Source organism: Bacillus cereus group sp. BfR-BA-01309, from assembly GCF_022664315.1.
In the GTDB taxonomy this organism is placed as follows: domain Bacteria; phylum Bacillota; class Bacilli; order Bacillales; family Bacillaceae_G; genus Bacillus_A; species Bacillus_A mobilis.
In genome coordinates this window covers 187523-210009 of the sequence record NZ_JAKUHE010000011.1, presented here as the reverse complement: position 1 = coordinate 210009, position 22487 = coordinate 187523, and the positions used below count along the sequence as shown (strand labels likewise).

The following is a 22487-nucleotide window of genomic DNA, read 5'->3' as shown; positions in this document are numbered from 1 at the left end:
ATTAGACGGGTTGAGATAAATATGAAGGAACGATATAGTAATCAAAATACCTTTTTAAGTATGATAGATATGGATTTAATAAGAAGAGGATTATTACATGCTATTCAAGATTTAGTATTTATTGTGAAAGTTATGGATGATGAAACCTTTAAATATATTTATGTAAATAAGATAGGTATGGATTATGCGAAGCTAAGCGAAGAATGTTATGGAAAAACGTTCGCTGAAGTATTACCGGAAGATACGGCGGAAATATTACAAGTGCAATATGCAAAAGTAGCGAGCGAAGCGAAAGCACATACCTTTTGTGATGTAGTTAGTTTACCAACTGGTAATTTACATTATGAATCTTCACTTAATCCTGTATTTGATGAAGAAGGAGTATGTCAGTTTATTATTTGTATTACAAGAGATATTACAGCTCAAATTGAGGAGAAGATTGAAATAGAGGAAAAACAAATGCTATTTAAGTCATTACTAGAATATAATAATGACTCCATTATATCTATAGATTCTATAGGTAGAATTACATATGCAAACCCAGCGACGTATGAAATATTTGGGTACCGATATGAAGAATTAAACAATAAATTTATTTTTGAATTTATTAATAAAGAATATGAAAAAGATTTCCAAATTATATTTAAAGGATCCATGCAAGGAAAAGCGAAGCAAATTGTTTCAAAGAAATATGTTCATAAAGAAGGGTACGAGCTCTATATTTCTTTGAGAACTATTCCAATTATTGTGAACGGGGAAATTGTCGGGATATATATTGTTACGAGGGATGTTACAAGGCAAGTATTAAATGAGATGAGAACGGAATATTTAGCTTATTATGACCAGTTAACAGGATTAATGAATAGAATTTCATGTACAAATAAGTTAAATGGTTTTTTAAATAAGAAGATAGATTTTGCGTTTATTTTTATAGATTTAGATGAATTTCATCTTATTAATGATACTTTTGGCCATAAAGAAGGAGATAAAGTATTACAAAAAGTTACAGAATGTTTAAGCAGTTTTAAAATAGACGGTATGCACTTATTTAGAGAACACGATGATCAATTTGTTATGTTAATAGAAAATATAACGAAAGAACGTGTAGAGATAGTTGCAAAAAACATACTAAAAAAGATTAGTGAACATTTTGTAATCGAAGAAGAAGACGTGTATTTAAGTGCGTCAATCGGAATTGTAATGGCTCCAACAGATGGAGAGGATGAAAAAATATTATTCCAAAGAGTTGATGCTGCTTTGGAAAAAGCAAAAGAAAAAGGAAAAGGGTATTATCATTTTTATTGCAATGGATTAGATTGTGAACGTGAACAAAGATTTATAATAGAAAACCAATTACATCGTGCTATAGAAAAAAACGAATTCTTCTTATATTATCAGCCACAAATGAATATTGAAACGAAAAAAATAGTTAGTATGGAAGCTTTAATAAGGTGGGAGAATAAAGAATTAGGATTTGTCTCCCCCAATCAATTTATTCCGTTAGCAGAAAGAACAGGATTTATTATTAAGCTTGATGAATGGGTAGTAAATGAAGTGTGTCAGCAAATACGTGAATGGTTAAATAAAGGATATGAAGTGGTCCCGATTGCAGTTAATATTTCAGCCAGGCACTTTCGTTCTATTACACTAATAGAGATGATTACACGAGCGTTACATAAGTACAATGTACCAGCTCATCTATTAGCGATAGAGGTTACAGAAGGAGCCCTTATACATAAAGACATATCGAAAAGAGTATTGCTACAATTAAAAGAACAAAATTTAAAGATTCATTTAGATGATTTTGGGACGGGATATTCATCTTTAAGTTATTTAAAAACGTATCCAATTGATACTTTGAAAATCGATCGTTCCTTTATGGAAGGTATACATGTAGATGAGCGTGATACGAATATTACGGCTGCGATTATTCATTTAGCTCATACTTTGGAATTGAATGTAATTGCAGAAGGAGTAGAAAAGGCAGAACAAATACAATTTTTGAAGGAAAAGAATGTGAAGTTTGTACAAGGTTATTATTATAGCAAACCACTATCAAAATACGACGTGGAAAATGTGTATTATAAATAATTAATAAAAAAAGTGATGTGCTAAGAAGCACATCACTTTTTATGTGTACCGGGTTTATCATTGTAACCGGATGTAAAAATAGCTGTAAGAAATGTGAGTGATACACCTAAAATTAATAATAATTTCATACTAATATCCCTCCTAATTTTTCAGTTTATGAATCTTAAATATGAATCGAAATGTATGTAAGGTTCTTGGAAGAAAAGAATTTATTTAAAATGAATAGCGGTGTAAAATCTTTAATACCTATATTATACAGAATTTTCTTTGAATTTTGGAGAGAATTTTATTGCACTACTGTATATTTCATTTTGATTTAAAGAATGTTTGAGGACATCCTAGCATACCTTTTATAATAATCCGATTGAACAAGGAGATGGGGGAGGAGCTATAATGGATATTCTAAAAAAAATTGAACAGCATCGAGAAGCAGAAGAACGCTTACAATGGGAAGGTACGTTTGCGGAGTATTTAGAGCTTGTGAAGGAAAGACCATGGGTGGCTCAAACAGCACACTCTCGCATTTACAATATGATAAAAGATGCTGGAATTGAAGAGGTAGATGGTAGAAGAAAGTATAACTTCTTTAGTAATCAGCTATTTGGATTAGAGGATGCTTTAGAACGTCTTGTAGAAGAATATTTTCATCCATCTGCAAAACGATTAGATGTTAGAAAACGTATTTTATTATTAATGGGTCCTGTTAGTGGGGGGAAATCAACATTAGTTACGATGTTGAAACGAGGATTAGAAACATATTCCCGAACAGATCGAGGAGCAATTTTTGCAATTAAAGGTTGTCCAATGCATGAAGATCCACTTCATTTAATTCCGCATCATTTACGAGATGAATTCTTTGATGAGTATGGAGTTAGAATTGAAGGGAATTTATCACCACTAAACGTTATGCGCCTAGAGCAAGAATATGGTTCAAGAATTGAGGATGTAGTTGTAGAGCGTATTTTCTTCTCGGAAGATCGCCGTACAGGGATTGGTACATTTAGCCCGTCTGATCCTAAATCACAAGATATCGCCGATTTAACAGGTAGTCTGGACTTTTCAACAATCGCAGAATATGGTTCAGAATCAGATCCACGAGCGTATCGCTTCGATGGAGAATTGAATAAGGCAAACCGTGGGATGATGGAATTCCAAGAGATGTTAAAATGCGACGAGAAGTTTTTATGGCATTTATTATCGCTTACGCAAGAAGGGAATTTCAAAGCGGGAAGATTTGCGCTTATCTCAGCAGATGAATTAATTGTAGCGCATACGAATGAAACGGAGTATCGTTCCTTCATAGCAAACAAGAAAAATGAAGCATTGCACTCAAGAATTATTGTAATGCCAGTTCCATACAATTTACGAGTGAGTGAAGAGGAACATATTTATGAAAAAATGATTCGTGAAAGTGATGTATCCAATGTGCATATTGCACCACACACACTTCGCGTTGCAGCAATGTTTACGATTTTAACTCGTTTAAAAGATCCGAAGCGTCCAGATATTGATTTAATTAAAAAGATGCGTTTATATGATGGAGAAACAGTAGAAGGTTATAATGCGATTGATGTAGAGGAGCTACAACGTGAATATCAAGATGAAGGTATGAAAGGTATCGATCCTCGTTATGTTATTAACCGAATCTCTTCTACAATTATTCGAAAAGAGGTACCATCTATTAACGCATTAGATGTACTTAGGTCGCTAAAAGACGGGTTGGATCAGCATCCGTCAATTAGTAATGAAGATCGAGAGCGTTATATGAATTTCATTTCATTAGCGAGAAAAGAATATGATGAAATTGCGAAGAAAGAAGTACAAAAAGCATTTGTATATTCATATGAAGAATCAGCGAAGACACTTATGGATAATTACTTAGATAATGTTGAAGCATATTGCAATAAGTCGAAATTACGTGATCCATTAACAGGTGAAGAAATGAGTCCAGATGAAAAGCTAATGCGCTCAATTGAAGAGCAAATTGGAATTTCAGAAAATGCTAAGAAAGCATTCCGTGAAGAAATTTTAATTCGCATTTCTGCTTATGCGCGTAAAGGAAAACGCTTTGATTATAATTCACACGAGCGTCTTCGCGAAGCGATTCAGAAAAAACTATTTGCTGATTTAAAAGATATAGTGAAAATTACAACATCAACGAAAACGCCAGACGAAAATCAGCTTAAGAAAATCAATGATGTTGTTGCACGCTTAATTGATGAGCACGGCTATAATTCTTCATCTGCGAATGAATTATTACGCTATGTAGGTAGCCTGCTAAACCGATAGTTTGATAACAAAACGCTGTCTCTTGTATTTTGCGGGACAGCGTTTTATTATCCATTCATATGTGTAAAGTGTCATACCTTGTCCAAATATAATAAATTAAGATGCAATTTCATGAATTTATTGTCAATTATTTTTACAATATGCATATGATAGAGTAACCAACCATTCATACGAAAAAAGCCAACACAATACAATATGTTGCAAAGTGTAAATGTGTGCAACTATGCATTGTGTTTCTTTCTTATCAACGGCTGAATGTTTCTTTCTAGTATATGAGTGGCAAAATTTTGTTTAGAATGCTCGGGGTATTATATGAAAAACGTTATATATGTTTATGGGATGAATTTCGATGGGCAGTTACCTTTCATTCTTGCTTGCACAGTATAAAATAAAATTTCTAGCTTGCTGTTCATATAGGAAGACAATTACAGTAAGGAGGGAAAGAAATGGGTGAAGAAAACCAACCAAATTATACGATTTCACAGGAAAACTGGTCCCTCCATCGCAAAGGATATGACGACCAACAACGCCATCAAGAAAAAGTACAAGAGGCAATTAAGAATAATTTACCCGATCTTGTAACAGAAGAAAGTATAGTTATGTCTAATGGCAAGGATGTTGTAAAAATACCAATTCGTTCTCTAGATGAATATAAGATTAGATACAATTATGATAAAAACAAACACGTTGGGCAAGGAAATGGTGACAGCAAAGTTGGTGATGTCGTTGCGAGAGATGGATCAGGTGGTCAAAAGCAAAAAGGACCAGGAAAAGGGCAAGGAGCAGGAGACGCGGCTGGAGAGGATTATTATGAAGCTGAAGTCTCTATTTTAGAATTAGAGCAAGCGTTTTTCAAAGAGTTAGAGCTGCCTAATTTAAAGAGAAAAGAAATGGATGAAAACCGGATTGAACATGTTGAATTTAATGATATTAGAAAAACTGGATTATGGGGAAATATTGATAAGAAACGAACGATGATATCTGCATATAAACGAAATGCAATGCGTGGTAAAGCATCCTTCCATCCAATTCACCAAGAAGATTTAAAATTCCGTACTTGGAATGAAGTATTAAAACCAGATTCAAAAGCAGTTGTATTAGCGATGATGGATACAAGTGGATCGATGGGAATATGGGAGAAGTATATGGCACGTAGCTTCTTTTTCTGGATGACAAGATTTTTACGAACGAAGTATGAAACAGTAGATATTGAGTTTATTGCCCATCATACGGAGGCAAAAGTCGTTACAGAGGAAGAGTTCTTTTCAAAAGGAGAAAGTGGCGGAACAATCTGTTCTTCTGTATACAAAAAAGCACTTGAGTTAATCGATAATAAATATTCACCAGACCGCTATAATATTTATCCATTCCATTTTTCAGACGGTGATAATTTAACATCAGATAATGCTAGATGTGTAAAGCTTGTTGAAGAGTTGATGAAGAAGTGTAACATGTTTGGATATGGGGAAGTGAACCAATACAACCGCCACAGTACCCTCATGTCAGCCTATAAAAATATTAAAGATGAGAATTTCAGATATTATATTTTAAAGCAAAAAGCAGATGTATTCCACGCAATGAAGAGCTTCTTTAGAGAAGAATCAGGAGAGAAAATGGCATAACCCCTTTAAAAAGGGGTTATTTTTTTGTAAACTTTTTATTTTCCTAGTTGACAATGAAAATGAAAATCATTATCATTTATTCGAGATATGATTACATTTAGATTTATATATTTTGGAGGAGATGTAAAGTTGAAAAAAATAAAAGAAAACATATAAATGCAATGTTAGTGGCTGCGACATTATCGTTGCCGTTTGCGGTTTATGCGACACCTGTCTTAGCGACTACTGCTGCTACAGAGAGTATGGCTGCACAAAGTCCAAAAAAGCATGTTTTTGATGCGGTAATTAAGGCTTATAAAGAGAACTCAAATGAAGAGTCATATGCAACTGTATATATAAAAGATCCAAAGCTGACGATTGAAAATGGGAAAAGAATAATTACAGCAACATTAAAAGATAGTGATTTCTTTGACTATCTGAAAGTCGAAGATAGTAAAGAGCCAGGTGTCTTCCATGATGTAAAGGTGCTTTCAGAAGATAAAAGAAAACATGGAACGAAAGTTATACAATTCGAAGTAGGTGAGTTAGGAAAAAGATATAATATGCAAATGCATATTTTAATTCCCACTTTAGGGTACGATAAGGAATTCAAAATTCAGTTTGAAGTAAATATGCGTACATTTGTAGAAAGCGATATAGAAGAGGATGAAGAAGAACAAATTGAAGATACACAAAATATCATACGTGATAAACGATTACAACAAGTAATTAATAAAAATGTATTAAATAGAAAAGATGTAAATGAACATATATTTGAAGAAGATTTAAAAGAAATTAAAGAGTTAAATATATATGCAGGTCAAGGAATTGAGAGTCTAAAAGGATTAGAGTATATGGAAAATCTAGAAAGACTAATAATACAAGGGTCTGATGTACGAAATATAGCTCCTATTTCACAGCTAAAACGTTTAAAAGTAGTTGATCTATCTTTTAATAAAATAGAAAATGTTGAGCCGCTTGTAAACTTAGAAAGACTGGATATATTAGAGCTACAAAATAATAGAATTGCTGACATTACTCCACTGAGTCAACTTAAAAAGGTTAGAACAATTAACTTATCAGGTAATAAAATTAGTGATATAAAGCCTTTATATAATGTTTCTTCTTTAAGAAAGCTATATGTAAGTAATAATAAGATTACTGATCTTACAGGCATTGAGCAAATGAATAAGTTAGGGACATTAGGGGTAGGAAGTAATGGGCTTGTAAATATTGAACCAATTAGTAAGATGAGTGGCATTGTGGAACTTGATCTTCAAAAAAATGATATTAAAGATATTACATCATTATCTAAACTAGCTGGCTTACAATCACTTAACTTAGAAGAAAACTATGTTTCGGATGTATCACCACTTAGTAATTTGAACAATTTATATGATTTAAAACTTGCGACAAATGAGATTCGTGATATAAGACCTATTCATGAATTAGGAAAACGAATTAAGATTGATGCTCAAAGACAAAAAGTCTTTTTAGATGAAGCCTACATGAATGAAGAAGTGAAAATTCCTGTATATGATTTAAATGGGACAGCGCTTCAAAATATTGAGTGGAAGAGTGAAGGCGGAAGTATTACGAACGGAGCAATAAAGTGGAATAGCCTTGGAGAAAAAACGTATGAATTTAAGATGGATACTGGCGAAAGTAAGATAAGGTTCCAAGGAAGGATAATACAAAATATCGTTGAAAAACGAGAAGAGAGTTCGAACGTAATTCAAGATATGAAACTAAGACAATACATGAATAAACATAATTTTGAACGTAAAAATGTAAATACACCTATAACGAAAGAAGATTTATTAACAGTTAAGGCTTTGAAAATTACGGATGGGAAAAAAGAGGGCATAACAGATTTTTCTGGATTAGAATTCATGACAAATATGGAAGAATTGACATTACAAAATGTTAATATGGAAAATGTGGAATTTATCTCAGGTTTGAGAAATTTGAAGTCAGTAGATTTGTCCTATAATCAAATTGAAGATATTAAACCACTTCATTCATTAGAGAATCTTGAAAAATTAAATATTAACAATAACGGTATAAAAAATGTTCCCGAACTATTTAAGATGCAGAAATTAAAAACTCTAGACCTCTCAAATAATAAACTGGATAATGCTGCTTTGGATGGAATTTATCAATTGGAAAATCTAGATGCATTGTTAGTAAATAATAATGAAATCAATAATTTAGATGAGATTAGCAAAGTTAGCAAATTGAATAAGCTTGAAATGATGGGCAATAAAGTACGAGATATTTCTCCATTAGCTAGCTTGAAAAACTTACAGTGGTTAAATTTATCTGATAATAAGATTAAAGATATCTCTACTTTATCTTCTATGCTTGATTTACTTAGCTTGAAATTAGCTGGAAATGAGATCCGTGATGTAAGACCGATTATTCAATTGGCTCAATGGATAACAGTTGATATTAAAAACCAAAAAATTGTTTTAGAAGATGGACAAATGAATCAAGAAATCCAAATTCCTATCTACGATTTAGAGGGAGAAATCTTCGAAGATATTGAACTGAAGATTGAAGACGGTATCGTTACCGATAGAGGAACAGTCGTATGGAAAACCCCAGGAGAAAAAGTTTATGCATTCTCCTTAAATGGAAATTATCACGGTCTATCTCTATTATTCAATGGTACAGTTATGCAAAATATAGTAGCGAAAGAAGAACCGAAAGAACCAACACCAGAAGTTGAAGGTCCGAAAGAAGAGCCAAAAGAACCAACAAAAGAAGAAGTAAAAGAACCAGCAAAAGAAGTTGAAGAACCGAAAGAAGGAGTAAAAGAACCAGTAAAAGAAGTTGAAGAACCGAAAGAAGAGCCAAAAGAACCAACAAAAGAAGTTGAAGGTCCGAAAGAAGAAGTAAAAGAGCCAGCAAAAGAAGTTGAAGAATCGAAAGAAGAAGTAAAAGAATCAGTAAAAGAAGTTGAAGAACCGAAAGAAGAGCCAAAAGAACCAACGAAAGAAGTTGAAAAACCAAAAGAAGAGCCAAAAGAACCAACAAAAGAAGTTGAAAAACCGAAAGAAGAGCCAAAAGAACCAACAAAAGAAGTTGAAGAACCGAAAGAAGAAGTAAAAGAACCAACAAAAGAAGTTGAAGAACCGAAAGAAGAAGTAAAAGAACCAGCAAAAGAAGTTGAAGAATCGAAAGAAGAAGTAAAAGAACCAACAGCGGAAGTTGAAGAACCAAAAGAAGAAGTGAAAGAACCAACAACAGGAGTTGAAGGATCGAAAGTCGAGGTAAAAGAACCGGCAAAAGAAGTTGAAGGATCGAAAGACGCAGTAAATCAATCAGCAGTAGTTCAAGAACAAAACGTGAATAATCAAGTTGTGAAAGAAAAAGTAGTAGAGAATCAAAAAATGAAAGAAAGTAAACCAGCTGTTAATAAACAAGAAGAAAGTAAGAAATCATTAGGAGCAACAGGTGGGCAAGAAAATAATGTATCTTTATTTGGTGGCTTAGCATTAGTTCTTTCAGCATTAAGTATGTTTGTATTTAGAAAGAAATTATTTAAGAAATAAAAACGTTTTATCTTACTATAACGCAAAATAATTATATGATTTTTTGAGAAGACATTATTATGGCGATTTCATTTTGAAATATGCTTATGATAATGTCTTTTTTTTTGAAGGATATAAATGGAAAAAGTGTAAATGTATTAGAGAAGGAGGAGAGGTTATGCATGTTAGTTCTATTTTGAAAATTGAAGAGGTGGCAGCATGTATTGCGAATATGAATAAAGATGCTACTCATCATGTTGGTTATTGTGGAGATGAGAAAGAGGAGTTGTTACAGACAATTATTCATGATTTTTCGGATATAGGATGGGAACAATCTTTTGTTGCTACTTATGAGAATAATAATTTAATAGGTGTATTAGGATTTGATGTGGATGAAGTAAAAAAATGTGCAGAGATTTGGGGACCGTTTATTCTTTCAGCGAATTGGGAAGAAGTTGCTTTACATATGTGGAAGGAACTTATCGAAAAGGTGCCTTTTCATATTGAAAAGTTTTATGGTTTTTATCATGTGGAAAATAATAATTGTGCCCGCTTAATGAAGGAGTTATATGCAAAAGAACAAGATCGACATAGTATTTTCAGTTTAAGCCATAGTATTGTAGAAGAACGTAGTATATGTAATGTAGAAGAAGCTTTACCAAAGGTATTTGAGCAGTTTATCTCTTTACACAAGAATACTTTTCCTAATACATATTATGAAGGAAATGAAATTATCGAACGTTTAAGTGATACGAATAAATTATTTGTAAGTATGAAGAATGATAAGTTAGAAGGTTACGTATATGTTGAAGTAAATCCGGAGTTTCAAGAAGCGAATATCGAATTTATTGCAACTGCTGAAAATAGTAGAAGAAAAGGTGTCGGAGAGCGGTTATTACAAGCTGCTATTCGGTATATTTTCTCGTTCCACGGGATGAGAGAGATAGAGTTATGTTTGAATACGAATAATGATCGTGCGATGAAGTTGTACAAGAAAGTAGGTTTTGAGGAGAAAGCATGTTTACAACACTATATAATAGAGTAAAAACCCATTCGTATGAAGAGTATAATTCATACGAATGGGTTTTATTTAATTTACTTTGCCGCCCTCAGTAATAATGGATTCGGGTGCTAATCTTTACATAACTTTTTTTATTTTTTTCGGAACTTCTTTCGTTTGCGAATTAACATCTTCTTTTCGCAGCTCTTTAAAGAGCGAAGTAACCATAAGAACAACTACGATAGAAAATGGTAGTGCTGCGATTATAGCTGCAATTTGTAGTGCATTTAATCCTCCAGCTTGTAATAAAAGAGCTGCAATGATCGCGATTGTTAATCCCCATATAAGTTTTAAACTATTTTTCGGTGATAAGCTTCCGTTACTCGTTTGCATTGAAACAACAAACGTTGCCGAGTCGGCAGAAGTAACGAAAAATGTGGCTACTAAAATTAACCCGATAACCGTTAAAAATGTAGAGAATGGTAGGTGTGAAATAACAGCAAATAATCCAATCTCTGTACCGTTTTTTGCGATTTCATCAGCTATTCCAAGCGATTGGAACATTTCCATATGGATAGCGGTACCGCCAAATACTGCAAACCAAAATGTACAGATAAGAGTTGGGACTAATACAACTCCAATAATAAATTCTTTTATTGTGCGCCCTTTAGAAATACGAGCGATGAATGTACCGACGAATGGAGACCAAGAGATCCACCATCCCCAATAGAAAATAGTCCAGTTTTCAATCCAAGAAGAAGATTTTTCATTAAATGCTCCTAAATTTAATCCCATACTAGGTAAAGCTCCGATATAAGAACCGAGTGTAGATGTGAAATATTTCATAATAAATACAGTTGGTCCTAAAAGTAAAAAGGAGATGAGTAATATACCTGCAAGAGAGAAATTTAAGTTACTCAAATATTTAATCCCACGATCTAAGCCCGTTTGTGCGCTTGTTAAATATAAAACAGCGAAGATGGCGATAAGTACGAGCTGTGTAAGTAAAGTGTTATGAATAGAAGGGAATAAATAGCTTAATCCTCCGGCGATTTGTTGAGCACCAATCCCAACAGATGGCACAATACCGAATACTGTAGCTAAAACAGCTAAAATATCGACTGTTTTTCCGATAGGAGAATTTTTCGATCGATTAAATAATGGAGTAACTGTAGCCCCAATTGTGCTACCTTTTTGTTTGCGGAATGTGAAATATGCAATTGTTAAAGCAACCATTGCGTATAGTGACCATGGAAAGAGACCCCAGTGGAAAAATGAATATTGCATAGCGAGCTTGGCGCTTTCCTCTGTACCTGCTTTTCCTGTTAATGGATTTGTAAAATGTGAAATTGGTTCAGCGATTCCATAAAAGAGGAGTCCAATTCCCATTCCTGCTCCAAACAACATGGATAGCCAAGATGGATAACTATACTTTGGTTTTTCTTCATCTTTACCAAGACGAATAGAACCGTACTTAGAAAATGCTAAATAAGTGGCTAAAATAATCATTGCGGTCATAAGTAGAGAGTAAAACCATCCAAATTTATTGAGGATAAATGAATTTAAGGAAGATGTAACACTTTGTAAATCATAGCCTTGTATCCAACTTGCCGGGGTAATTCCCCATATGATGAATAATGTTGTTAGCAAGATGGAGATATAAAATACACTGTTCTCTTTTTTTATCATAGAATCCCACCCTTGTTTAATAAAGTTAACAATTATATTAATCATAACAATTAAAAGTTGAATTGTCAAAAGATTCCCTTTTTAATGCATGGAAAAGGACTGTTTAATCGCTATAGATTCATACCTATTGGAGGTTAGATAAAGGAGAGGTTGTTCACGATATGTACAAAATGTAAGAAGAAATAATATGAAATATTGCATTTTATATTTTTATATCTAGATTTTATGTTAAATTCTTGGATGGAATATTTAAATAGGGGGCAAGGATATGAACAAGAAATCAAAAATTAATAAAATAATGCTTAGCATTAGTACAATGGCTCTATCACTGGGGGCAATTCAAACTCATGTATCAGCAGAAGAAAAGGTGCCATATAATGTATTGCATTCGAAACCGGTTGGAATCGAAAAGCCAGTAGATGAGATTGGGCACGTTTCTAAAGCAGAGGAGACATTATCGTTTAAAGAACGGTTACAAGTAGGAGACTTCTCGCAGCGACCAGCATCTATTATGAAGAGCTCAGAAGTAAAGCAAATGAAAGAAAGCTATTCAATGGCTGATTTAAATAAAATGAATGATCAAGAATTAGTTGAAACACTAGGGGGTATTAAGTGGAATCAAATTACAGACTTATTCCAGTTCAATGAAGATGCAAAGGCTTTTTATAAAGACAAAGGAAAAATGCAAGTGATTATAGATGAATTAGCTCATCGAGGTAGTACATTTACGAAAGATGATTCAAAAGGAATTCAAACGTTTACGGAAGTGTTACGTTCAGCTTTTTATCTTGCATTTTACAATAATGAATTAAGCGATTTAAATGAGAGAAGCTTCCAGGATAAATGTTTACCTGCTTTAAAAGCAATCGCAACAAATCCAAACTTTAAGCTAGGTACATATGAGCAAGATTCAGTCGTATCTGCATACGGTAAATTAATCAGCAATGCTTCAAGTGATGTAGAAACGGTTCAATACGCAGCTAATATTTTAAAACAATACAATGATAATCTTCGTACGTATGTAGACGATCGTATGAAAGGACAAGCTGTATACGATATGATGCAAGGTATTGATTATGATATGCAATCTTATTTATTTGAAACCCGTAAAGAGGCAAAAGATACAATGTGGTATGGGAAAGTAGATGGGTTTATTAATGAAATAAATCGTATCGCTCTTCTAAATGAAGTAACACCAGAAAACAAGTGGCTCGTTAATAATGGAATTTATTTCGCTAGTCGTTTAGGGAAGTTTCATAGTAATCCTAATAAAGGATTAGAGGTTGTTACACAAGCAATGCATATGTACCCGCGTCTAAGTGAGCCATATTTTGTTGCAGTAGAACAAATTACAACAAATTATAACGGGAAAGATTATAGCGGGAATACAGTAGATTTAGAGAAAATACGTAAAGAAGGAAAAGAACAGTACTTACCAAAAACGTACACATTCGATGATGGATCTATTGTGTTTAAAACAGGGGATAAAGTATCAGAAGAAAAAATTAAGAGACTATACTGGGCTGCAAAGGAAGTAAAAGCACAGTATCATCGTGTAATTGGAAATGACAAAGCGTTAGAGCCAGGCAATGCAGATGATGTATTAACGATAGTAATTTATAACAGTCCAGAGGAGTATCAGTTAAATAGACAACTGTATGGATATGAAACAAACAACGGTGGAATTTATATTGAAGAAACAGGAACATTCTTTACATATGAGCGTACGCCAGAGCAAAGTATTTATAGTTTAGAAGAGTTATTCCGTCATGAGTTTACTCATTATCTTCAAGGGAGATATGAAGTGCCAGGTTTATTCGGAAGAGGGGATATGTATCAAAATGAAAGATTAACTTGGTTCCAAGAAGGAAATGCAGAATTTTTCGCAGGATCTACTCGTACAAATAATGTAGTACCGAGAAAGAGCATTATTAGTGGATTATCATCTGATCCTGCAAGCCGTTATACAGCAGAGCGCACATTATTTGCTAAATATGGTTCTTGGGATTTCTATAATTACTCATTCGCATTGCAGTCTTATTTATATACACATCAATTTGAAACGTTTGATAAAATTCAAGACTTAATTCGTGCAAATGATGTGAAAAATTATGATGCTTATCGTGAGAATTTAAGTAAAGATTCTAAACTAAATAAAGAGTATCAAGATTATATGCAGCAGCTAATCGATAATCAAGATAAATATAATGTACCGGAAGTAGCAGATGATTATTTAGCTGAACATGCACCAAAATCGTTAACAGCAGTAGAGAAAGAAATTAGTGATACGATGCCTATGAAAGATGGGAAAATGACAAAACATAGCTCACAATTCTTTAATACATTTACATTAGAAGGTACGTATACGGGTAGTGCAACAAAAGGTGAGGCAGAAGATTGGAATGCAATGAGTAAGAAAGTAAATGAAGCGCTAGAACAACTGGCACAAAAAGAGTGGAGTGGCTACAAAACGATTACAGCATACTTCGTCAATTATCGCGTGAATAGCTCAAAGCAATTTGAATATGATGTAGTCTTCCACGGTATCGCAAAAGATGACGGAGAAAATAAAGCCCCAACAGTTAATATAAATGGGCCTTATAATGGGCTTGTAAAAGAAGGTATTCAATTTACCGGTGATGGCTCAAACGATGAAGATGGAAAAATAGTCTCTTATTTATGGGAATTTGGAGATGGAAGCACAAGTGCAGAGGTTAATCCAGTACATGCATATGAAAGAGAAGGAACTTATAAAGTGGCGTTAAGAGTAAAAGATGATAAAGGTAAAGAGAGCAGAAGCGAAACAACTGTTACGATTAAAGATGGAAGTTTAACAGAATCAGAACCAAATAATCGTCCAGAGGAAGCAAATCGTATTGGGCTAAACACTACTATAAAAGGCAGTCTTATAGGTGGGGATCACACCGATGTTTATACATTTAATGTTGCATCAGCGAAAGATATCGATATTTCCGTTTTAAATAAGTATGGAATTGGGATGACATGGGTACTTCACCATGAATCAGATATGCAAAATTATGCCGCTTTCGGTCAAGCTAATGGAAATCATATAGAGGCAAAATTTAATGCAAAACCAGGTAAGTATTATTTGTATGTATATAAATATGATAATGGCGATGGAACGTACGAATTATCAGTAAAATAAATACTTTTCCAATGTATGTTTAACTTTACTTTTTGTGGAAAATAGTATATTATATAGATATATAATATATCGGTTATTTACTAGGAGGAGCCTGTCACAATAGGTTTCTCCTGTTCTTTTTTAGAGACCTGTTTTACAGGCTTTTCTTTAAAGAGTAAATAACTGAAAATTAAGAACGATAATCTTTGAAAGAGGTGGGGCATACACATAACAAAAAAGGATTGTTTAAGAGAGGGGGATAAGAAATGGTTTTGTTTGGTTATCCACTTGAAATAATTTATTTATATGGATTTATTATTGCTACTATACTCACTGTTATTTATATCTTTTTTGGAGATATATTTGAATCCATATTTAGTTTTGGAGGCGGATCTGTATCCGTTGTTACTTTATTACTTAGTTTTTTCGCCATGTTATGTGGACTTAGTTATATAGGAGAATATTTATTTTCCTTTAATAGCATTCTTATTTTTGGAGCTGCATGTGCTATATCCTTTATTGGTGTATTCATAATGAAAATACTAATTTTAAAGCCGATTGCAGAAGCAGAACAAAATACTGTGCAACGTATGGATGAATTTATAGGTTGCAAAGGAGAAGTCATTACAACAATTCCTACAGAAGGATTTGGTGAAGTATTAATCTCCTCCCAATTTGGAAGTAATGCAATTCCAGCTAAAACAATTGGGAAAAAAGATATTTCACAAGGAACTGAAGTTATTATTGAGGGAGTCCAAGATGGTGTTTTGCTTGTACAGAACATCGCTTATTCTTTAAAGAAACCAAAATTATAAGGGGGAATTTACATGACGATTCCATTAATTATCGGTGGAGTATTACTCGCAATTTTAATTCTACTCATTTTAGTATTCATTACAAAGTATCGAACAGTTGGACCAGATGAAGCATTAATTGTTACAGGAAACTGGCTTGGCGGCGGGAAAAATGTAGTTACCACTGATGATGGAAAGAAGATTAAGATTATTCGTGGTGGCGGTACTTTCGTAGTTCCGATTATGCAAAGAGCAGAGCCCTTAAGTCTATTAAACTACAAATTAGAAGTGGGAACACGTGATACGTATACGAAACAAGGTGTACCGATTACAGTAAACGGTGTTTCTATTATTAAAGTAGGATCTACCATTGAAGAAGTTTCTACAGCAGCTGAACAATATTTAGGAAAAGAAACAGAAGAGTTGAAAATAGAAGCAAAAGAGGTTTTAGAAGGGCATCTACGTGCTATCTTATCTTCTATGACAGTAGAAGATGCGTATAGTAATAGAGAGCAATTTGCTCAAAAGGTGCATGAAGTAGCTTCTACAGATTTAAAGAAGATGGGACTTCGCATCGTTTCCTTTACAATTAAAGAAATCATGGATAAGAACGGTTATTTAGATGCACTTGGTCAGCCGCAAATTGCGACAGTTAAGCGTGATGCAACAATTGCGAATGCAGAGCGTGAAAAAGAAGCTCGTATTGAAAAAGCTCGTGCTGAGAAAGAAGCGAAAGAAGCTGAATACCAACGTGATGCCCAAATCGCTGAAGCTGAAAAACATAAAGAGTTAAAAGTACAATCTTATAAGAGAGAGCAAGAACAAGCTCGTGCAGATGCGGATCTTTCTTACGAATTACAACAAGCGAAAGCGCAACAAGGTGTTACAGAAGAGCAAATGCGCGTTAAAATCATTGAGCGTGAGAAACAAATTGAATTAGAAGAAAAAGAGATTGCGCGTCGTGAAAAGCAATACGATGCAGAAGTAAAGAAAAAAGCAGATGCAGATCGCTATGCTGTTGAGCAATCAGCGGAAGCAGAGAAAGTAAAACAAATTAAAAAGGCAGATGCGGATCAATATAAGATTGAAGCTGAAGCGAGAGCTCGTGCAGAAGAAGTACGTGTAGAAGGTTTAGCGAAAGCGGAAATCGAAAAAGCGCAAGGTCAAGCAAAAGCAGAAGTACAAAAAGCACAAGGTACAGCGGAAGCAGATGTTATTAGGTTAAAAGGTTTAGCGGAAGCAGAAGCGAAACAAAAAATTGCAGAGGCATTTGAGTTATATGGCCAAGCGGCAATTATGGATATGGTTCTTAACATGCTTCCAAGTTATGCGAAGGAAGTTGCAAGCCCACTTAGCAACATTGATAAAATTACAGTTGTCGATACAGGCGGCGGTGGTAAAAATAGCGGCGCCGGAAAAGTTGCAGGTTATGCGACTGATTTAATGGCAACGATGCAAGAAACATTAAAAGCTTCTTCTGGCATTGACTTAAAAGAGTTATTAGAAGGATTTGCTGGAAAAGGAGCAGTACAACAATTATCAAACGATAAACCTGTTGTATCTGTAGTAGAAGATGAGAAAAAAGAAGTAGCAAAAGATAAAGAATAGCAAAGTGAGGAACCTCTAGTAAGTGAGATACTAGAGGTTCTTCTGTGAATTATAATATTTCGAATAATATACATTTTTATATATTGTTTTAATTATATAAATTATATAGAATGAAAAAGGTATGTATCAACTCTTCAATAGAGAAAGATATAGAGAGTCACATTGATACATTTTAATCGTAAGATTTATATAAAGAAATTAAATGTAAGGTAATTACATTTAAAACGGTATGGAGGGGTAGAAACATGTTTCAAGGAAAATTAAGGAGTAGTAGCTTAAAAGCAAAGTTACTTGTATCATTTGTTATCATTTTAATTCTTCCAAGTATTGTAATTGGTTGGACGTCTTATCAACAAGCGAAGACAAATTTTAATGAAACGATTTCACAATCGGCGAAAGACAATATAAAAATTTTGGATAATGTAATTAATAAAGAATTGGATAGTAAAAAAGTAGATGCAGTTTATTTTACGAAGTTATTTACACAATCAAGTTACCAAGCGGATCAAATACAAAATATCCAAAATAAACTAGAAGAATATAATAAGTTACATCCAGAACTGGAAGCCATCTATACTGGAACCAGCAATGGGCAGTTTATTCAATCACCGTCTATTCAAATGCCAGAAGGATATAATCCTACAGAAAGAGATTGGTATAAAGAGGCAGCGAAAAAAAGTGGAGAAGTAATTATTACAGCTCCATATAAATCAAAAACGACAGGAAATATTGTTATTACAATAGCGAAACAAAATGAGGATAAGAGCGGTGTTCTCGGTATTGATTTAATTATTAATGATATCGTAAACACTTCGAAGATGGTTAATATCGGTAAAAGTGGATATGTAGCAATTTTTGATCAAGATAAAAATGTAGTAGCGCATCCAACGATGAAGCCAGGGGATAAGGTAGAAGAGAAGCTTGAAAAAAAGTTGTATAAACAAGAAATAGGTGATTTTAATTTCACATTAGATGGTGAAGAGCGCCATATCACTTTTAAAACAAATAAGATAACTGGATGGAAAATAGCAGGAATTATGCCTTCAAAAGAAATTATTGAAGCAGCTGAACCTATTTTCTATAAAACGATAACTGTTATTGGTATTTCATTAATAATTGGTGGGATTTTAATTTACTTCATCATTGCTTCTATTATTAATCCGTTAAAACAACTTGTTATATCATCGAAAAAAATTAGTGAAGGCGATTTAACAGAATCCATTACAGTTCATTCTAGGGATGAAATTGGACAGCTAGGAGAAAGTTTTAACGAGATGGCAGCATCATTACAGAAGGTTATTTCCAATATAAATACTTCAGCAAGTCATGTAGCGGCATCTTCAGAAGAATTAACAGCTAGTATGAAGCAGACGAGTGAAGCGACGGAACAAATTACACAAGCGATAGAACAAGTGTCGAGTGGAGCGGAAATACAAACGAAAGAAGTTGAAGAAGGCGCAACATTATTAGAAGAAGTTACAGAAGGAATTCAGCGTGTTGCAGATAGTTCTTCATTAGTATCCACAGCATCTATGTATACGAAGAAAAAGGCTGAAGATGGTGGGAAGTTAGTTGAACAAACTGTGAATCAAATGCAATTAATCCATGAGTCTGTTTCACAATCAGATAAAGTGATTGTGTTGTTAGATGATAAATCGAAACAAATTGGAGCAATCCTTGAGGTGATCCAACATATTGCAGAGCAGACAAATTTATTAGCATTAAATGCTGCCATTGAGGCTGCGAGAGCTGGAGAGCAAGGAAGAGGATTTGCAATTGTAGCAGATGAAGTGCGAAAGTTAGCAGAACAATCAGGACAGTCTTCTACGGAAATTGGAAAACTAGTAAAAGAGATACAATTTGACATAAAAGAGACAGTAAGTTCTATGAAGCAAGTTGGAACAGAAGTACAATCAGGACTTGTAGTTGCAAATGAAACGAAGCAAAGCTTTGCTGAAATATTGAAGTCTACAGATGATACAGTTGTACAAATTGATAGTATGGTAGAAGTAGCGAAACAAATGACAGTAGATGCAAAACAAGTTAGTGCATCTATTAATGAAATTGCAGCTACGATTGAAGAAAATGCAGCAAGTGTTCAAAATATTGCTGGTTCTTCAGAAGAACAATTAGCTTCAGTAGATGAAATCAATGCAGCAGCAGTTCATTTATCGCAAATGGCAGAAGAATTACAAGAGATGATTGGGAAATTTAAAGTGTAATAAAAAATGTTAAGAAACGAGGTAGTAATTGTACTTCGTTTCTTTTTTTATTCCGCTATTTGTGGGGTGATTAAAGTTTCGCTTTATGAAGATAAAAAATAAAGAAATATAGAGTAACCGTGTTATGATTAGGTGTAATTATAAAAGACTGTAAATTCGTTAAATTCTATCTTTAATCATGTTAGGGGAATGGTTTTGAAATTTAAAAAGTTAAAACTACAACCGAGAATTACGATAACAATTAGTACACTTATTCTAGTCGTACTTCTATTAACAAGTTATTTATTTTATTACATATTGTCTGAAACGGTAGAAGAGCAAATTGGGAAACGGGCTTTGCATGTTGCGAAAACAGTTGCTGCTATACCTGAAATAACGGAAGCTTTTCAAAAAGAAGATCCAGCTTCTATTATTCAGCCAATTGCAGAAAAAATTCGAATTGATACAGATGCTGATTTTATTGTAGTTGGAAACAAAGAGGGGATTCGATATGCACATCCTAAGCGAGATAAAATAGGAGAAGAAATGGTTGGTGGAGATAACGAAGGGGTTCTATTAGAAGGAAAATCATATGTTTCGAGAGCAACTGGATCATTAGGCCCTTCATTACGTGGCAAAGTTCCAATCCGTAATCAGGAAAATGAAATTATTGGCGTGGTGTCTGTTGGATTTTCAATGGATGATATTCATGGTGCCGTAGAAGTGTATGGAAAGCGTGTATTTTGGATTACAATAATCGGTCTTTTAATTGGAATAATTGGCTCTATATATTTAGCGGGAAGTATAAAAAGAATGATGTTTGGGATGGAGCCAGAAGAAATTTCATCTTTATATGAAGAGCATAGTACAGTAATTCAATCTGTACGTGAAGGGATTATTGTTATTGATCAACATGGCATGATTAGTTTAGTCAATCAAGCGGCTTATGATATTCTTTCGCTAGATAGACAACGAAATATTATTGGAGAATTTATTTTAAATGTAATTCCTAATTCAACAATACTAGATGTATTTCAAACTGGTGAAGAACAGTTTGATCGTCAATTAAATATAAAAGGGCAGGCTGTGATTGCGAACCGTCTACCTATTAAAGTAAAGAATAAAGTAACTGGCGTTGTATCGAGCTTGCGTTTGAAATCTGAAATGGATCAATTAACAGCAGAATTATCTCAGACGAAGCAATATACAGAGGCATTACGAGCGCAAACACATGAATATAACAATTTATTGTATACGCTTTCAGGGCTTATTCAGTTAGAATCATATGAGGATGCTTTAGAGCTTATTCATAAGGAAACAGCGGTATATCAAGATTTTGTTCAATTTATTATGAAGCGAATTCAAAATCCATGGTTAGGTGGGATTTTAATTGGATTATATAACAGAGCAAGAGAGTTGAAGATTGATTTTATGCTAGATCGAGAAAGTAGCTTAGACAAATTAAGCCCGCACATTGAGAGTAATTATGTCGTTTCTATTTTAGGAAATTTAATTACGAATGCATTTGAAGCGATTGAAAGAAATGAAGAGAATGATAAGAAGGTAAGAATGTTTGTAACTGATATCGGAGAAGAAATAGTAATTGAAGTGGAAGATTCAGGACAAGGGATTCATGATGAAGTCATTACTAGTATATTCTATAAAGGCTTTTCGACGAAAGAGGGCGGGAAGCGAGGATATGGATTAGCAAAAGTGAAAGAGTTAGTAGAAGATTTAAATGGAAGTATTGCAATCGAAAAAGGGGATTTAGGTGGTGCATTATTTATTATCGCATTACCAAAAGAGAGAGGCGAATTGTAATGGGTGAGGAGATTGAAGTATTGATTGTAGAAGATGATATTCGAATTGCGGACATTCATCGTCGTTTTACTGAAAAAGTTGAGGGATTTAAAGTAATTGGAACAGCGACGACTGGAGAACAAGCGAAAGAATGGCTAGATCTTGTGAAGCCGCAGCTCGTTTTATTAGACGTGTATTTACCTGATATGCAAGGAACGGAACTTGTTACATATATTAGGCATAATTTACATGATACAGATATTATTATGATTACAGCTGCATCGGAAACAGATGTAGTGAGGCATGCTTTACGAGGCGGAGTAACAGATTATATCGTAAAGCCACTTATGTTTGATCGATTTAAAGCAAGTTTGGAAGGTTATCAAAAAAAGATTGTGCAGCTGAAGAAAAATAATCAATTATCTACAGAACAAATAGAACATTTATGGTCTCAAAGAGGCGTAAAGGGAAATGAAATAGAATATGCGCCGAAAGGGATCGATCCTTTAACTTTAGCAAAAATAAAAAAGCATATGTTAATAGTGAATGAAGAAGGAATTACAGCAGAAGTGTTAAGTACAATGGTAGGAGTAAGCCGGTCAACAGCGAGGCGCTATTTAGAGTATTTAATATCTGGAAAGAAAGTTCATGCGGAGCTTACATATGGGAGTGTAGGGAGACCAGAGAGACGGTATTTTCTTGTTTCTTCATAACAAAAAACAGTAGAGAATTA

At 33.7% G+C, this 22487-nt stretch carries 12 protein-coding genes and 1 pseudogene; 12 read left to right on the top strand and 1 reads right to left on the bottom strand.

Annotated features, from left to right (window positions below):
• Window positions 1-21: 21 nt before the first annotated feature.
• From MR115_RS21030 to MR115_RS21010, 5 genes are all read left to right on the top strand, one after another.
• On the top strand, window positions 22-2091 hold the full coding sequence (locus MR115_RS21030) for a sensor domain-containing protein (RefSeq protein ID WP_242242654.1): 2070 nt from the start codon (window positions 22-24) through the stop codon (window positions 2089-2091).
• Between the two features lie 393 nt (window positions 2092-2484).
• A complete protein-coding gene (locus MR115_RS21025) occupies window positions 2485-4380 on the top strand; it encodes a PrkA family serine protein kinase (RefSeq protein ID WP_097818125.1) in 1896 nt (631 codons plus the stop codon).
• Between the two features lie 446 nt (window positions 4381-4826).
• Entirely contained in the window at window positions 4827-6002 is a 1176-nt protein-coding gene (gene yhbH, locus MR115_RS21020) for a sporulation protein YhbH (protein ID WP_063263516.1), read from the top strand.
• 161 nt (window positions 6003-6163) lie between these two features.
• Window positions 6164-9538 carry a leucine-rich repeat domain-containing protein gene (locus MR115_RS21015; RefSeq protein ID WP_242242653.1) on the top strand — a complete coding sequence of 1125 codons (3375 nt, stop codon included), beginning with the start codon at window positions 6164-6166 and terminating at the stop codon, window positions 9536-9538.
• Between the two features lie 157 nt (window positions 9539-9695).
• Window positions 9696-10562 carry a GNAT family N-acetyltransferase gene (locus MR115_RS21010; protein ID WP_242242652.1) on the top strand — a complete coding sequence of 289 codons (867 nt, stop codon included), beginning with the start codon at window positions 9696-9698 and terminating at the stop codon, window positions 10560-10562.
• Between the two features lie 93 nt (window positions 10563-10655).
• Here the strand turns inward: MR115_RS21010 and opuD are convergent, their stop codons facing one another.
• Entirely contained in the window at window positions 10656-12206 is a 1551-nt protein-coding gene (gene opuD / locus MR115_RS21005) for a glycine betaine transporter OpuD (protein ID WP_242242651.1), read from the bottom strand.
• A 268-nt stretch (window positions 12207-12474) separates the two neighbouring features.
• Here opuD and colA point away from each other — a divergent pair, with 268 nt between their 5' ends.
• The 7 genes and pseudogenes from colA to MR115_RS20975 all read left to right on the top strand — a co-directional run bounded on the left by colA (window position 12475) and on the right by MR115_RS20975 (window position 22467).
• Window positions 12475-15372, top strand: a complete 2898-nt coding sequence (gene colA / locus MR115_RS21000) for a collagenase ColA (protein WP_242242650.1) — start codon at window positions 12475-12477, stop codon at window positions 15370-15372.
• A gap of 245 nt (window positions 15373-15617) precedes the next feature.
• Window positions 15618-16166, top strand: a complete 549-nt coding sequence (locus MR115_RS20995) for an NfeD family protein (RefSeq protein WP_242242649.1) — start codon at window positions 15618-15620, stop codon at window positions 16164-16166.
• A gap of 12 nt (window positions 16167-16178) precedes the next feature.
• Window positions 16179-17753 carry a flotillin family protein gene (locus tag MR115_RS20990; protein ID WP_000155003.1) on the top strand — a complete coding sequence of 525 codons (1575 nt, stop codon included), beginning with the start codon at window positions 16179-16181 and terminating at the stop codon, window positions 17751-17753.
• 245 nt (window positions 17754-17998) lie between these two features.
• Window positions 17999-19033: pseudogene (locus MR115_RS30255) on the top strand (HAMP domain-containing protein); the annotation flags it as partial.
• Complete coding sequence (locus MR115_RS30250) at window positions 19028-19975, top strand: methyl-accepting chemotaxis protein (RefSeq protein WP_375337819.1); 948 nt, start codon at window positions 19028-19030, stop codon at window positions 19973-19975. The pseudogene MR115_RS30255 and the gene MR115_RS30250, both read left to right, overlap by 6 nt.
• Before the next feature lie 189 nt (window positions 19976-20164).
• A complete protein-coding gene (locus MR115_RS20980) occupies window positions 20165-21775 on the top strand; it encodes an ATP-binding protein (RefSeq protein WP_472926391.1) in 1611 nt (536 codons plus the stop codon).
• A complete protein-coding gene (locus MR115_RS20975; RefSeq protein ID WP_242242646.1) occupies window positions 21775-22467 on the top strand; it encodes a response regulator in 693 nt (230 codons plus the stop codon). The genes MR115_RS20980 and MR115_RS20975 overlap by 1 nt, the downstream gene beginning before the upstream one ends.
• The last annotated feature ends 20 nt before the right edge of the window (window positions 22468-22487 follow it).

Bases quoted from the DNA above. Each gene is read 5' to 3' on its own strand.
- colA (WP_242242650.1), top strand. From the start codon at position 12,475: ATGAACAAGAAATCAAAAATTAATAAAATAATGCTTAGCATTAGTACA.
- MR115_RS30250 (WP_375337819.1), top strand. From the start codon at position 19,028: ATGGCAGCATCATTACAGAAGGTTATTTCCAATATAAATACTTCAGCA.
- yhbH (WP_063263516.1), top strand. From the start codon at position 4,827: ATGGGTGAAGAAAACCAACCAAATTATACGATTTCACAGGAAAACTGG.
- MR115_RS21030 (WP_242242654.1), top strand. From the start codon at position 22: ATGAAGGAACGATATAGTAATCAAAATACCTTTTTAAGTATGATAGAT.
- MR115_RS20995 (WP_242242649.1), top strand. From the start codon at position 15,618: ATGGTTTTGTTTGGTTATCCACTTGAAATAATTTATTTATATGGATTT.
- MR115_RS20975 (WP_242242646.1), top strand. From the start codon at position 21,775: ATGGGTGAGGAGATTGAAGTATTGATTGTAGAAGATGATATTCGAATT.
- MR115_RS21025 (WP_097818125.1), top strand. From the start codon at position 2,485: ATGGATATTCTAAAAAAAATTGAACAGCATCGAGAAGCAGAAGAACGC.
- MR115_RS20980 (WP_472926391.1), top strand. From the start codon at position 20,165: ATGGTTTTGAAATTTAAAAAGTTAAAACTACAACCGAGAATTACGATA.
- opuD (WP_242242651.1), bottom strand. From the start codon at position 12,206: ATGATAAAAAAAGAGAACAGTGTATTTTATATCTCCATCTTGCTAACA.
- MR115_RS20990 (WP_000155003.1), top strand. From the start codon at position 16,179: ATGACGATTCCATTAATTATCGGTGGAGTATTACTCGCAATTTTAATT.
- MR115_RS21010 (WP_242242652.1), top strand. From the start codon at position 9,696: ATGCATGTTAGTTCTATTTTGAAAATTGAAGAGGTGGCAGCATGTATT.
- MR115_RS21015 (WP_242242653.1), top strand. From the start codon at position 6,164: ATGTTAGTGGCTGCGACATTATCGTTGCCGTTTGCGGTTTATGCGACA.